Raw genomic sequence first — 13,082 nt, 5'->3', positions numbered from 1 at the left:
TTTTATCAGTATCGAAATTCCTGAAATTCACTTGCGATTTTTCCAAAGCGGAAGGCTAGCCTTCCTGCCCGAAAATTTGTATCGAAAGAACATCAAACTGGATGGCAGGCGGTATCCGCTTCGCCGCCGGACTTCCGAATCGCGGTTCGGATGTGGTGTGGCGAGCAACAGGGTTGGCTGGATGAACATGATATTTCCTTCGTGGGTCCGACGGTCGCATGCTGGCTGATCGGCGGTCTCGCGCGGCCCGGCGCGTTTCGCGCGCCCTGGCGGCCGCTTCTGTTGTGACGGCGCTCGCGGTGCAGGGGCCGGCGCATGCCGCCGAGCCGATCCTGCAGACCGAGGAAAGTGACATCGTCACCCTGCCGCCCGGCGGCCCGCACCGGGTCCTGGTCGAAGATGGGGTCTATCGCCACAGCAAGGACGGGCGGGTCTATGTCGTGGACCTCGATACCGGCCGGCTTCTGGGCATGGTGCAGGCCGCCTACAACGCCAACATGGTGGCCGATCCGGCGGGCAAGGCGTTCTATGTCGCCGAGACGACGTGGGAACGGGGCAATCGCGGCAAGCGCCACGATATGCTGGCGGCGTATGATCCGCGCACGCTGGAGCAGATAGCGGATATCGACCTGCCGGGCCGCGCGCTGATCACGCCGAAGAAGCCCGACATGGCGATCGGCGCCGATGGGCACTATGTCTATGTCTACGATTCAAGCCCCACCAATGCGGTCCATGTCTATGACACGGGTCTGAAATCGGTTGTGCGGACGGTGGACGTGCCGGGCTGCGCGCTGATCTACCCTTGGGGCAATGCCGGTTTTTCCTCGATCTGTGGCGACGGGTCGCTGGCCAATGTGCAGATGGATGCCAAGGGCACGCCGGCCCTGACGCGGACCCCGCCGTTTTTCGTGCCGGATCGCGATCCGGTCTTCGAACATAGTCCGGAGATCGCGGCGAGCGGCCATGTCTGGTTCATTTCCTATAGCGGCCTGATCTACGAGGCGACGCTGGGCGCGCAATCCAGCATCGCCAAGCCCTGGTCGATCCAGGAAGCGGCCGGCCTGAAGGCGGCGTCGGATGCCCGTGCCCCGTTCGAGGTGACGTGGCGGCCGGGCGGATGGCAGCTCGCGGCGCTGCGGGCCCGCGATTCGCATCTGTTCGTGCTGATGCACAAGGGCACCTTCTGGACGCACAAGGATGCCGGCTCCGAACTGTGGGAGCTGGACCTGAAGACGCACCGGCTGGTGCGGCGCATTCCGCTGGCGGCCCGCAGCATGATGGTGGGTGTAACCCAGGATGCGCAGTCGCGAATCATGCTGACGGATGAAGCCGGTGACCTGATGGTGCTGGACGGGGCCGACGGCAAGCCTGTGCGCAAGATCGGGGCGCTGGGCGATGCGCTGATCTTTACGGCCGCTCCCGGAGAATGAGCCCCCGGAATGATCCCCGCGTGACGGAGAAACGATATGCCCAATCCTGAAGACAGGGGGGCCGTCGGCGCGACGCGGAACGGCCTCGACACCGTGGCCGAACGGCTTGCCCGCTATCTGGCCGGCCGTTCCTCGCGTCGCAGTGCGCTCGCGCGGCTGGGCGGGTGGGCGGCCGCCGTTCCGGCCTTTCCGCTGCTGCCGGTCTGGCGGCGTGACGCACGGGCCGCGGCGCCTGCCGCGCCTGCCGCGCCGTCGCCCTTTGCGGCGAAGGCGCAGGCCAAGGATGACACGAAGTGCGATTACTGGCGCTATTGCGCCATTGACGGCAATCTGTGCACCACCTGTGGCGGTGGCGTTCATAGCTGCCCGCCTGGGACGCACCCGTCGCCGACCTCATGGATCGGCACGTGTTTCAACCCGCAGGACCGCCGCTCGTACCTGATCGCCTATCGCGATTGCTGCGGGCAGGATGCCTGCAACGAGCAGAACTGCCTGGGCTCGGATGGTGACCTGCCGACCTATCGTCCGCAGGCCAACAACGACATCATCTGGTGTTTCGGGACCGGTTCGCTTCTCTATAATTGTTCGACCGCTGTGATTGTAGGAACCGCCGAATGAAGAAGATCCTTACCCTGGCCCTGTGTCTGGGCGCCTCCACCCCGGCTTTTGCCGCGCCGGACGGCCAGGCGCTCTATGGCGCGAATTGCGGCATCTGCCACCAGGGCGGTGGCGTCGGCGCGCCGGGCCAGTTTCCGCCGCTGGCGAACCGGATCGACAAGATCGCCTCGACCCCCGAAGGCAAGAAATATGTCACCGCCGTGCTGATGAACGGCCTGGCCGGTTCGATCGACGCTGCCGGCGCGACCTATGTCGGGTTCATGCCCAGCTTCAAGAGCCTGTCGGATGACGATGTGGCGGCGATCCTGACCTATCTGTCGTCGCTGGGCAGCACCAAGCCGGCTCCGGTCATCACGCCGGCCGATGTGGCGGCCGCGCGCGCCGCGCCGATGCCGTCCTCGGGTGTCGCGGCAGCCCGGAAGGCCCTGAATGCAGCGCATCCGCTCCCCTGAGAGCCTGACGGAAAATGCGCGCTGGTGGCGAGCCGGCGCGCGTTTCACCCGCGCGACCGGGGCGGCCGTGGCGATTGGCGTCATGGCCGGCCTGATGATGTCGGGGCATGGCGCGCTGGCTCTGGACCGGACACGCACCACCTATCTGGAAAAATGCGGTGGCTGCCACGGGATCGAGGGGCAGTCGGGGCAGACCTATATTCCGACCCTGCGCGACCGGATCGGTACGCTGAGCTGCACGCCGGAGGGCCGGGCCTATCTGCTGACGGTGCCCGGGGTTTCGATGTCGCTGATCCGCGATGACGCGCTGATGGCGCAGGTGATGAATTTCGTCCTGTTCGATCTCGGCGGCCACAGCACGCCGCCGGGCACGACACCTTTCACGGCGGAAGAGGTCCATGCCCAGCGCGGTCACCCGCTGAGCACCACCGACCTGCTGGCCGTGCGGGCCCAGGTCTGGGCGCGGGCCATCGCCTGCTCGACGAACCGCCGGTAATATGGCGTCCGCCTGCCGGTTTAGGGCAGGCGACGCGCCATATCGGCGGCTGCAAGGGCGAAGGCCTGATAGAAATCGTCATGCACGGCGACCATGCCGCCGGACAGGTGGATGAAGCCCTCGGTCATGCCGTTCTGCACCATGCCGTCTGAATGGGCCAGGATGCCGTCCGAATCCTCCATCGCACCCGATCCGACCGGTGCGTCTGGGGTGATGCGTGGACGCAGCGTGTCGTTCCAGGCCGCCTTGCGGTAGGCGGCGACTTTCTCGGGGTAGGGGCGGCCGTCGGTCGTATAGCCGGCGAGGGGTTTGCCCTGCGCCATCATGTAGCCGATCTCCACCGCCGTGCCGGGGTCCATATCCGCGGCGCGGCGGAAGGGATCGAGGCAGAAGATGCCGCCGGCGCATCGGTCCATCAGGTCGCGGTCGGCGGTCACGATCTTCAGGATCGTGTCCAGCCCTGGAGGCAGCGATTCGATGCCGGCCTGGCCGTCGAAGGGGGCGAGACCCTCCAGCCCCACCTGCCGGCACAGCGCGCGCAGCCGGTCGAAAATCGCGATCGCGCTGGGGCGAAAGACCAGATCGCCGGCCAGATAGACGGTTCTGTTCGCTCTCATGCCGTTCCTGCTCTCCTTTTTCTTGCCACGATCCGATTCGCATCTTATGTGGAAGCGCCAACGGTCGGGTACCCGAGGCACTGGGACCCCTGCAACGGTAGATGAGGTTCCTGCACGATGTCTTCCCCCAGCCATCCGCTTTCCGTGTCCCGTGTCGAGGAGCGCATTCGCGAGGCCCTGGCATTCGACGATGTCCTGGTTGTTCCCGCGGAATCGCGCGTACTGCCCGGCCAGACATCCACCAGCAGCCGCCTGACGCGTCGCATCGGCCTGAACATTCCGCTGATCTCGGCGGCGATGGACACGGTGACCGAGGACGCGATGGCCATCGCCATGGCCCAGCAGGGCGGCATGGGCGTGATCCATAAGAATCTTTCGGTCGAAGAGCAGGCCGAGCATGTCCGGCGCGTCAAGCGCTACGAATCAGGCATGGTCGTCAATCCGGTGACGGTGTGGCCCGACCAGACCCTGGCTGACGTCAATGCCATCATGACGCGCCACGGCATCAGCGGTCTGCCGGTGATCGAGCGCGACACCAAGCGGCTGGTGGGCGTTCTGACCAATCGCGACGTGCGCTTCGCCACCGACCCGAACCAGCGGGTCGACGAGCTGATGACGCGCGACAATCTGGTGACCGTGCGTGCCGATGTCGGCCGGGAAGAGGCGCGCCAGCTTCTCCACCGTCGCCGGATCGAGAAGCTGCTGGTGGTCGATGACGAAAATCGTTGCATCGGGCTGATCACCGTCAAGGACATGGAAAAGGCGGTTCTCTACCCGCTGGCCAACAAGGACGAGATGGGGCGCCTGCGCTGCGCCGCCGCGACCGGCGTGGGCGAGGACGGCTTCAAGCGTGCCCGTGCGCTGATCGAGGCCGGTGTGGACGTCGTGGTTGTCGATACCGCCCATGGCCACTCGGCCGGAGTGATGGAGGCCGTGGCGCGGGTCAAGGCGTTCGACGATCGGATTCAGGTGGTTGCCGGTAACGTTGCGACGCCGGAGGCTGCCATCGCCCTGATCGAAGCCGGCGCCGATTGCGTGAAGGTGGGTATCGGTCCGGGTTCGATCTGCACCACCCGCGTCGTTGCCGGCGTAGGCGTGCCGCAGTTCACCGCGGTGCTGGAAACGGCGGCGGCCTGTCATGAGCGCGACATTCCGGTGATCGCCGATGGCGGCATTCGCACCTCGGGCGATATCGTCAAGGCGATCGGCGCCGGGGCCGATGTCGTGATGGTCGGTTCGCTGCTTGCCGGCACTGCAGAGGCGCCGGGCGAGGTGTTTCTGTACGAAGGACGCTCGTACAAATCCTATCGCGGCATGGGCAGCCTGGGCGCCATGGCGCGGGGTTCGGCCGATCGTTATTTCCAGCAGGAAATCAAGGAAACCCACAAGATGGTCCCCGAGGGGATCGAAGGGCGCGTTGCCTTCAAGGGCGGCATGGATGCCGTGGTGCATCAACTGGTCGGGGGTCTGCGGGCCGGCATGGGTTATACCGGCTCGGCGACGGTGGCCGACCTTCAGGTGCGCGCGCGCTTCCGCCGGATTACCGGGGCGGGCTTGCGCGAGAGCCATGTCCATGATGTGGCGATCACGCGTGAAGCGCCGAACTATCGGCGCGACTGATCCCATCGATCGCCATCTTCGACTGACAGGACGACTATGACGCCCAGCGCGCGGCTTGCTGCCGCCATCGATCTGCTGTCGGAGATGGAGGCGACGCCGCGTCGCCCTGCCGACGCCGTTGCCAATGCCTTCTTTCGGGAGCGCCGCTATATCGGCGGTGGGGACCGCCGTGCCGTGTCCGAGCGGGTCTGGGCCGTGCTGCGGCACTGGCGCCATATCGGCTGGTGGCTGGAGCAGGTGGGCGCGCCGGCCACCCCGCGCACACGGTTGATCGCCGCCATGCAGTTGATCCCCCGGCCCGGCGAAGCGCCGGGGGCCCTGTTTTCGGGCGACCGGTATGGGCCGGCGCCGCTGACGCCGGCGGAGCAGGATCTGGCGGCCCGGCTGCGCGGTCAGGCACTGGCCGACCCCGGGATGCCTCAGGCGGTCCGGCTGGAAGTGCCGGACTGGCTGCTGCCACGGCTGGGCGAAACGTTCGGTTCCGCGCTGGAGGCCGAGGTCTCCGCCCTGGCGGGCGAGGCGACGCTGGATCTGCGGGTCAATCTGCTGAAGACGACACGCCAGGAGGCGGCACGCCTGCTGGCGGAAGAGGGCATCCACGCTGAGGAGACGGGCCTTTCCCCCTGGGGGCTGCGTGTGCCTGGGCGGCAGCCGATCACGGCGACAGCGGCCTTCAAGGCCGGGCTGGTGGAAATCCAGGACGAAGGCAGCCAGATCGTGGTGGCGGCGGCCGATGCGCGGCCGGGCATGCGCGTGCTGGATTACTGCGCGGGCGCTGCCGGCAAGACGCTGGGCATGGCCATGACCATGCAGAATCGCGGCCATATCGTGGCCTGCGATGTTTCCGAGCCCAGGCTGGAGGGTGCGGTGCGCCGCTTGCGCCGGGCAGGGGTCCATAATGCGGAACGGCATCTGCTGGTGCCGGGAGACCGCTGGGCGCGGCGCCGGGCCGGGAGTTTCGACCGGGTGCTGGTCGATGCACCCTGCACCGGAACCGGCACATGGCGCCGCAATCCGGATGCGCGGCTGCGCCTGACCGAACGGGATCTGGAGGAACTGACGGCCAAGCAGGCTGACATTCTCTCGACGGCCGCCACGCTGGTTCGGCCGGGCGGGCGGCTGATCTATGCCACCTGTTCGGTGCTGCGCGAAGAAAATCAGGATCGGATTGCGTCGTTTCTGGCGGCGTCGCCGCACTTCCGTCGCGCGGGGCCCGAGCCCGATTGCGGCCTGCCGGCCGATCTGATGCACGATGGCATGATCGCGCTGTCGCCGCTGCGCCACGGCACGGACGGCTTCTTTGCGGCCGTTCTGGAGCGGGTGGACTGATTTCCGGCTAGGTGTCGGGGCGGCGTTCTATCGCCCTGACATCGCTCGACGTATTCTGGTACTCTCCGGCTCTTCGAGCCACCAGTCCGGGATAGGTGCATGCAGGAAAATCTGGCCATTGGGATCTTGTGTGTGCTGGGCGGCGGCATTGGCGCCCAGTGGCTTGCCTGGCGCTTTCGGCTGCCTGCCATCGTCCTGCTGTTCGCGTTGGGTCTGATCTATGGCCCCGGGCTGAATCTGCTGCACCCGTCGGCCGCGATCGGGCGCTATTTCCGCCCGATGGTCTCGCTGGCTGTGGCCTTCATCGTGTTCGAGGGGGGGCTGGGGCTGGATTTCCGTCAGTGGCGTGCCGCGGGCGAGGGGGTGTTGCGCCTGACGGTGGTGGCCCTGCCGATCAATCTGGTCCTGGGGACGCTTGCGGCCCATTTTGTCGGGCATCTGCATTGGGGGGCCTCCTGGCTGTTCGGCGCCATCATCGTGGTCACCGGGCCCACGGTGGTTCTGCCGTTGCTGCGCCATACCAAGCTGCGTCCAAGGGTGGCGGCCTTCCTGCGGTGGGAGGCGATCCTGAACGACCCGGTCGGCGCCATTCTGGCGACGCTGGTGCTGGAATTCCTGATGATTCTGGGCAACCGGCATTCGGGCATGTTCGTGGCGGAAATCGTGCCGCATCTGCTGTTCGCCACCATGATGGGGGTGGGCTGCGGCATTTTTCCGGCGGTGCTGGTGCGATTCCTGTCCCGCCGGGATCTGATCCCTGAAATCCTGCGGATTCCCATCATCCTGACTTTGGCGATGAGCGTTTTCGCCATCTGCAATTTCTTCATGGAGGGTGCGGGGCTGATGGCGGCCACCGTCTTCGGCATGGCGCTGGCCAACCTGCATGTGCTGGGCATGAGCGAGCTGCGCCGTATCAAGGAATCGCTGGGCGTTCTGGTCGTGTCCTGCCTGTTCGTCATGCTGACGGCCGACCTGCATCGCGAGGTGCTGGCCCGCCTGTCCCTGCCGATCGTGGCCATGACGCTGACGGTGCTGTTTGTGGTGCGCCCTGTCGGCATCTTCCTTTCTACGGTGCGTTCGGGCCTGTCATGGCAGGAGCGGCTGTTCGTTGGGTGGATCGCGCCGCGCGGTATCGTCGCCGCCGCCGTGGCGGGGGCGGCGGGCCTGCAACTGAGCGACGCCGGTTATCCCAGCGCGGATCTGGTGATGCCGGGTGTGTTCGCCCTGATCGCGACGACCATGATCCTGCATGGCTTTTCCCTTCGCCCCATCGCCCGGGCCCTGCGCCTGACCCTGTCGGACGACCCTGCGCTGGCGATCGTCGGGGCCAGCGCCTGGTCTACCGATCTGGCGGGGGTGATGCACCATATCGGCTGCCCGGTCGTGTTGGTGGATACCTATGCCGGCGCGCTGGCGGCGGCGACGCGCGCTGGCATTCCCACCCTGCGGGCGGAGCTGCTGTCCGACGAAGGGATTGAAAGCCTGGAGGAGCGCCCGGCCGACTACCTGATCGCCGCCACGCCCGATGCGATCTATAACGGGCTGGTCTGCGCTCGACTGGCCCCCGATTTCGGGCGCCAGCGCGTGTTTCAGGTCAGTCCGGGTGTGGCCCGGCTGGATCTGTATCGTGGATTGAGCCGTGATTCGCGCGGAAGGGTGCTGGGGGAGCCGGCGTGGAATTTCACGCTGTTCGAAACGCTGTTCGAACGCGGATGGCGTTTTCGTGCCATGCCCCCCGTACCGGCCCCGTCGGGCGGGGCGCCGGCGGTGTCGTCGGGCTCTGCCGACGGCAACCGGCTGACGATCCTGACTGTTCGCAAGGGGACCGCGATCTGGATCTGTTCGGCCGAGGATGCGACGCCGGTGGAACCGATGGCCGGTGATATCGACGTGGTGATGGAGCCGCCGGCGCCGCCGGAACAGACCGGGCTGGCCTGAGCGCCTGACTGGACTGCGGGCCCGAGGGCTCTGTGCCCTCAGCCGGGCGGCGGGACGTCGATTTCCGACAGGCCGGCCGCCAGCAGGCGGCGCAGGTCCGACTCGCGCAGGGCGATGCAGCCTTCGGTGGGACGCTGGTCGGGGGATTGCAGGTGCAGGAAGATTGCCGACCCTCGGTCGGGCACCGGCGGGGAGTCATTGTAGCCCAGGACGATCACGATATTGTAAACATCATCGTCGCGCCACATGCGCTCGTGACGGGAGGGGTGTGGCAGCGTGACCGGGCGGTTGTAATCGGCATGGGTGGGGTCGTCGCACCAGCCGTCATTCGGTGCCAGCGGTTCGACCGGAAGATGGCTGGCAGGCGCGGCGACCCGATCCGCGCGATACAGGACCCGCCGCAGCTTCAGCATGCCGGCCGGGGTCGCATGGTCTCCTTCCTGCTTATGGACGCGGACTCCGGCGGCGCCGATGATGGCCGGGATTTCCTCGCCTATGCAATGCAGGCGTGCGTCGGACCCTGTATTTGTTTTTAGCAACGCGCGTATCATGAATCGCTCCAGCTGGATCGCTTTTTGCCCTGAATCGGTTTTAAACTGTCGGGCCTGAGGTCTGGATAGGGCAACGTGACCGGGATGGTGAGTGAGGTATCGTGTCGGCTGGCCCGGATGCTGCCGTTTCCGTCCCGGGAATGATATAGGATAAAGATGCCGACCCCGCGTGAATGGGGCCCGGTCAAAATAAAGAGGGTTCGATGGCAGGTGCGCGTCCCATTCTGATAGTGGATGACGATCAGACGTTACGTCATATGCTCGTCGAACAATTGCAGCTGGAGGGAGAGTTCCAGGCGATCGAGGCCGAATCGGTTGCCGATGCCTGGGAGAAGCTCAATGCGGCGGGCGCCCGGTTCGACGCGATCATCCTGGATGTGACGCTGCCCGACGGTGACGGCCGCGATTTCTGCGCCGAACTGCGGCGGCAGGGGAAGCGGATTCCGATCATCATCCTGACCGGTTCGGACGAAGAGACGGACGTGGTGCGGGGGCTGGACGCCGGCGCGAACGACTATGTCGCCAAGCCCTTCCGTATCGCCGAGCTGCTGGCGCGGTTGCGCGCCCAGATGCGCATTTTCGAAAACAGCGAGGATGCCGTCTTCTCGATCGGGCCGTATGTGTTCCGCCCCTCGGCCAAGCTGTTGCAGGAACCCGCGCGCAATCGCCGCATCCGCCTGACGGAGAAGGAAGCGGCGATCCTGAAGTTCCTCTACCGTGCCGGGACGCGGCCGGTGCCGCGCCAGGTGCTGCTGAACGAGGTGTGGGGCTATAACGCTGCCGTCACCACCCATACGCTGGAAACCCATATCTACCGCCTGCGACAGAAGATCGAGCCCGATCCGACCAATGCCTCGCTGCTGGTGACCGAGGGCGGCGGCTACCGTCTCGATCCGGAAGGGGGCGTGCGCGCTTCCTGATCGCGGGTTTGAGGTGACGCCGTAAAGGCGTCCCTTACTCCGGTAATTCGTCCCTTCATGCCGGGGCGGGCGATGCGGCGCTGACCGCGGATTCTCCTCTCCCGCCTTATTGCAGACGGCTTCAGAGAGATCTGTACGGGGGCGGGCGACGGCCGGTGAGCGAGAGTGCATTTGCCGCGCTTCGAGCTTCCATGTCTCTCGAATCGTCTGTCTGTGGTCGCGTATGCTAAGAGGCCCCGGCTGGGAGGGCTGCGCCCTCCTTGGCGTTTTCGGGCAGGTTTAGGTATTCAGGGCACCATGATCGAAGATTTCGACTTTGGCCGGATTGCCGTCATTGGTGATCTTTTTCTTGATTGCTACATTACCGGATCGGTCAGCCGGATTTCTCCCGAAGCGCCGGTGCCGGTCCTGCTGCGTGCGGCGCATAGCGCGGTGCCTGGTGGAGCAGCGAACGTAGCCATGAATGCGGCGGCCCTGGGTTGTCGGGTCGAACTGGTCGGGCTTGTGGGATGCGATGGTTCGGCGGAAAGGTTGAGAGCCGCGCTGGCTCCTTACCCCACGATCGGTCTTTCCGGCCTGGTGGCCGATCCGGCCTGGACCACCATTACCAAGACGCGTGTGCTGAGCGGCCGCCAGCAGATTGTGCGAATTGATGACGAGCGGGTGGAGCCAGTCGTTGCCTCCACGAGGGCGCGCGTGATCGATGCCGCCTGTGCCGCGATTGCGCAGGCCGATGTGGTGGTCTGTTCGGATTACGCCAAGGGCGTCCTCTCAGAGGAGACGCTGGAAGCGATCATGGCTTTTGCCGTCGCGCGGAATGTTCCGGTTATCGTCGATCCCAAGCGCAAGACCTTCTCGGCCTATCGTGGGGCGTGGCTGGTTACCCCCAATCGCGATGAACTGACCACTGCGACTGGCTTGCCGCTTCGGACGGACGATGACGTTGCTCGTGCAGCGACCGTGGCGGCGGGACAGTTCGGTGGCAACGTGCTGGTGACCCGTTCCGAGGAAGGGATGACACTCCTGCGGACGGATGGGCGGTTGCAACATGCCCGCGTGCGCAAGTCGGAAGTATATGACGTGTGCGGCGCGGGGGATACGGTGGTTGCCACCATCGCCAGCGTGGTCTCGGCGGGCCAGGATCTGGGGACTGCCGTCGTCATTGCCAATAGTGCGGCATCGCTGGTTGTCGGCAAGCTGGGCACGGCCACGGTTTCGCGCGATGAACTGAGCGCCGCCCTTACGGCCGAGATCCGCGAAGATGGTGCCACCGTTCCGGCCGATCGCGCGCGGGAGATCGTGGAGGAATGGCGGCAGCATGGTGCGCGGATCGTTTTCACGAATGGGTGCTTCGACCTGGTGCATCCCGGTCATATCTCGCTGATCAGGGCCGCGGCGCGGCAGGGTGACAAGCTGATCGTCGCGCTGAACAGCGATGCGTCCGTCCGGCGGCTGAAGGGTGAGAGCCGTCCGGTACAGGATGAACAGGCCCGCGCAACTGTGATCGGTGCCCTGCGCGATGTTGATCTGGTCGTCATTTTTGACGAGGACACCCCACTGGAGACGATCCGCGCCCTGCGGCCCGATGTGATCGTGAAGGGGGCAGATTATCAGGAGCATCAGGTTGTCGGCGGCGATTTCGTCAAATCCTACGGGGGAGCCGTGGCGCTGGTCGATATCGTCTCCGGGCGCTCGACGAGTGCGCTGGTCGGGAAAATGCGCCAGCCTGCACCTTCGGCCGTTGAACCTGCCAGCGTTCCCGGAACAGCGCGGGGAAGCGTTCCGTGACCAGCCCGGCGGATGCTGGCGGGCCTCTGTCCCGTGGTCTTGGGGCAACGTGGCGTGAATGGCTTGTGGCCCGTGCGTTGCCTTTATGGAGTGAGCGCGGATTCGATCCTGAACGAGGGTTGTATCACGAGCGGCTGACATGGAGCGGTGCGCCGGTTGCGTTGCCCGAGCTTCGGCTGATGGTGCAGGCCCGGCAGATCGCCGTTTATTGCCGGGCGGGCCTCGATGGGCTGTATGAGCCATCGGCCCGGGAGCTTGCCCAGGCATTGCTCTGCCTGGAGACCGTCGAGCGGCTTTACTGGCGCGCCGATGGCGCACCGGGCTGGATCTTCTCGTTGGCGCCGAATGGCGGGCCCGCAAGCCGCGTGCGCGACCTGTACGCCCACGCCTTTATCCTGTTCGCTTACGCCTGGGCTTTCCGTTTGACCGGCGCCCCGCATTATCGGCGCGCTGCCCGTGAGACCGCCGATGAGACTTGGCGGCTATTCGCCACGGAGGGCGAGGGGTTCAAGGACAAGGTGCCCCAGGCAGACGCCATTCGCCGCCAGAATCCGCACATGCATCTGCTGGAAGCGTGCCTCGCCCTGTTCGAGGCGACGGGGGAGGCTTTCTACCTTGACCAGGCGCAGTCCCTTGTTGGCCTGGCCTGCCAGCGGTTCGTGGACGCGCGTTCGGGGGCGCTGCTTGAGGAATTCGATTCTGGCTGGGCGCCACTTGCGCCCTGGGGGCGCAACCGCGTTGAACCTGGGCATTTGTTCGAATGGGCCTGGCTGTTGGGCGAATATCGCAGGCTGGCGGCTTGCGGGGCAGAAGAGGACGCGCGCCTGCGCGCGGTGGCGAACCGACTTTTTACCTTAGGAAGGGACTGGGGCTGCGCGCCGGATACGGGGCTTGTCTATGACGCCATGACTGAAGAGGGCGTCGTTTTGGAACATTCAACGCGGATCTGGCCACAAACCGAGCTGCTGCGCCTACTTTGCCAACGCCGTAAAAACGTGGAAAGAGGAGAGGGGGAAGAGTTGTCCTCCCTTAGCGGGCTATTTTTTACACGCTACGCTCCAGCCCGGCTTGCTGGCGGATGGGTAGATCGGCTGGACGAAATTCTTGTCCCGGCACTGGATCATATACCTGCCAGCTCGCTCTATCACATATATGGCGCGGGGCGGGAAATGGTCGGCGCATGTTAGAGAGCGGCTTCATCCGCAATCAATAATTGACGTTATAGCTTCGGTAAAGCCACCTGTGCAGAAACGCAGACGCTTGGAATGGTCGTACTCTCTCGGCGTATCTACTGCCATGATGGATAGCATTGTCAGAAATAGT

Annotated in this window: 12 protein-coding genes; 10 read left to right on the top strand and 2 right to left on the bottom strand. The window is 65.4% G+C overall.

Features of this window, described 5'->3' with window-relative positions; genetic code table 11:
• Positions 1-218: 218 nt before the first annotated feature.
• The 4 genes from HLH35_RS10700 to HLH35_RS10685 all read left to right on the top strand — a co-directional run bounded on the left by HLH35_RS10700 (position 219) and on the right by HLH35_RS10685 (position 2,996).
• The gene (locus HLH35_RS10700; protein WP_182979124.1) at positions 219-1,430 is read left to right on the top strand and encodes an amine dehydrogenase large subunit; all 1,212 of its coding nucleotides are present in this window, start codon (positions 219-221) and stop codon (positions 1,428-1,430) included.
• A 36-nt stretch (positions 1,431-1,466) separates the two neighbouring features.
• Positions 1,467-2,048, top strand: coding sequence for a methylamine dehydrogenase (amicyanin) small subunit (mauA, locus tag HLH35_RS10695; RefSeq protein WP_182979123.1), 582 nt, complete (start codon positions 1,467-1,469; stop codon positions 2,046-2,048).
• A complete protein-coding gene (locus tag HLH35_RS10690; protein WP_182979122.1) occupies positions 2,045-2,500 on the top strand; it encodes a c-type cytochrome in 456 nt (151 codons plus the stop codon). The genes mauA and HLH35_RS10690 overlap by 4 nt, the downstream gene beginning before the upstream one ends.
• 82 nt (positions 2,501-2,582) lie before the next feature.
• Complete coding sequence (locus HLH35_RS10685) at positions 2,583-2,996, top strand: cystathionine beta-lyase (RefSeq protein WP_182979219.1); 414 nt, start codon at positions 2,583-2,585, stop codon at positions 2,994-2,996.
• Between the two features lie 20 nt (positions 2,997-3,016).
• On the opposite strand, the gene HLH35_RS10680 is transcribed toward HLH35_RS10685, so the two are convergent.
• Positions 3,017-3,613, bottom strand: a complete 597-nt coding sequence (locus HLH35_RS10680) for a nucleoside 2-deoxyribosyltransferase (RefSeq protein ID WP_182979121.1) — start codon at positions 3,611-3,613, stop codon at positions 3,017-3,019.
• A gap of 117 nt (positions 3,614-3,730) precedes the next feature.
• Between HLH35_RS10680 and guaB the strand changes: the two genes are divergently transcribed.
• The 3 genes from guaB to HLH35_RS10665 all read left to right on the top strand — a co-directional run bounded on the left by guaB (position 3,731) and on the right by HLH35_RS10665 (position 8,500).
• The gene (gene guaB / locus HLH35_RS10675; RefSeq protein ID WP_182979120.1) at positions 3,731-5,233 is read left to right on the top strand and encodes an IMP dehydrogenase; all 1,503 of its coding nucleotides are present in this window, start codon (positions 3,731-3,733) and stop codon (positions 5,231-5,233) included.
• 36 nt (positions 5,234-5,269) lie between these two features.
• Positions 5,270-6,562: an RsmB/NOP family class I SAM-dependent RNA methyltransferase gene (locus HLH35_RS10670; RefSeq protein WP_182979119.1), complete on the top strand. Its 1,293-nt coding sequence runs from the start codon at positions 5,270-5,272 to the stop codon at positions 6,560-6,562.
• A gap of 99 nt (positions 6,563-6,661) precedes the next feature.
• Entirely contained in the window at positions 6,662-8,500 is a 1,839-nt protein-coding gene (locus HLH35_RS10665; RefSeq protein WP_182979118.1) for a cation:proton antiporter, read from the top strand.
• A 38-nt stretch (positions 8,501-8,538) separates the two neighbouring features.
• Here HLH35_RS10665 and HLH35_RS10660 read toward each other — a convergent pair whose 3' ends face one another.
• The gene (locus tag HLH35_RS10660; RefSeq protein WP_182979117.1) at positions 8,539-9,051 is read right to left on the bottom strand and encodes a L,D-transpeptidase family protein; all 513 of its coding nucleotides are present in this window, start codon (positions 9,049-9,051) and stop codon (positions 8,539-8,541) included.
• Positions 9,052-9,254: 203 nt separating this feature from the next.
• Here HLH35_RS10660 and HLH35_RS10655 point away from each other — a divergent pair, with 203 nt between their 5' ends.
• The 3 genes from HLH35_RS10655 to HLH35_RS10645 all read left to right on the top strand — a co-directional run bounded on the left by HLH35_RS10655 (position 9,255) and on the right by HLH35_RS10645 (position 12,946).
• Positions 9,255-9,971: a response regulator transcription factor gene (locus tag HLH35_RS10655; RefSeq protein ID WP_182965727.1), complete on the top strand. Its 717-nt coding sequence runs from the start codon at positions 9,255-9,257 to the stop codon at positions 9,969-9,971.
• Positions 9,972-10,268: 297 nt separating this feature from the next.
• Positions 10,269-11,759, top strand: coding sequence for a D-glycero-beta-D-manno-heptose 1-phosphate adenylyltransferase (rfaE2, locus tag HLH35_RS10650; protein ID WP_182979116.1), 1,491 nt, complete (start codon positions 10,269-10,271; stop codon positions 11,757-11,759).
• Positions 11,756-12,946, top strand: coding sequence for an AGE family epimerase/isomerase (locus HLH35_RS10645; RefSeq protein ID WP_338029334.1), 1,191 nt, complete (start codon positions 11,756-11,758; stop codon positions 12,944-12,946). The genes rfaE2 and HLH35_RS10645 overlap by 4 nt, the downstream gene beginning before the upstream one ends.
• The last annotated feature ends 136 nt before the right edge of the window (positions 12,947-13,082 follow it).

The sequence above is a fragment of the Gluconacetobacter asukensis genome (genome assembly GCF_014174375.1).
Lineage (GTDB): Bacteria > Pseudomonadota > Alphaproteobacteria > Acetobacterales > Acetobacteraceae > Gluconacetobacter > Gluconacetobacter asukensis.
The sequence above is the reverse complement of the archived record's forward strand: the minus strand, read 5'-3'. Positions and strand labels throughout refer to the sequence as shown.

Coding starts and splice junctions, on each gene's coding strand:
- HLH35_RS10700 (WP_182979124.1), top strand. CDS start 219: ATGCTGGCTGATCGGCGGTCTCGCGCGGCCCGGCGCGTTTCGCGCGCC.
- mauA (WP_182979123.1), top strand. CDS start 1,467: ATGCCCAATCCTGAAGACAGGGGGGCCGTCGGCGCGACGCGGAACGGC.
- HLH35_RS10690 (WP_182979122.1), top strand. CDS start 2,045: ATGAAGAAGATCCTTACCCTGGCCCTGTGTCTGGGCGCCTCCACCCCG.
- HLH35_RS10685 (WP_182979219.1), top strand. CDS start 2,583: ATGGCCGGCCTGATGATGTCGGGGCATGGCGCGCTGGCTCTGGACCGG.
- HLH35_RS10680 (WP_182979121.1), bottom strand. CDS start 3,613: ATGAGAGCGAACAGAACCGTCTATCTGGCCGGCGATCTGGTCTTTCGC.
- guaB (WP_182979120.1), top strand. CDS start 3,731: ATGTCTTCCCCCAGCCATCCGCTTTCCGTGTCCCGTGTCGAGGAGCGC.
- HLH35_RS10670 (WP_182979119.1), top strand. CDS start 5,270: ATGACGCCCAGCGCGCGGCTTGCTGCCGCCATCGATCTGCTGTCGGAG.
- HLH35_RS10665 (WP_182979118.1), top strand. CDS start 6,662: ATGCAGGAAAATCTGGCCATTGGGATCTTGTGTGTGCTGGGCGGCGGC.
- HLH35_RS10660 (WP_182979117.1), bottom strand. CDS start 9,051: ATGATACGCGCGTTGCTAAAAACAAATACAGGGTCCGACGCACGCCTG.
- HLH35_RS10655 (WP_182965727.1), top strand. CDS start 9,255: ATGGCAGGTGCGCGTCCCATTCTGATAGTGGATGACGATCAGACGTTA.
- rfaE2 (WP_182979116.1), top strand. CDS start 10,269: ATGATCGAAGATTTCGACTTTGGCCGGATTGCCGTCATTGGTGATCTT.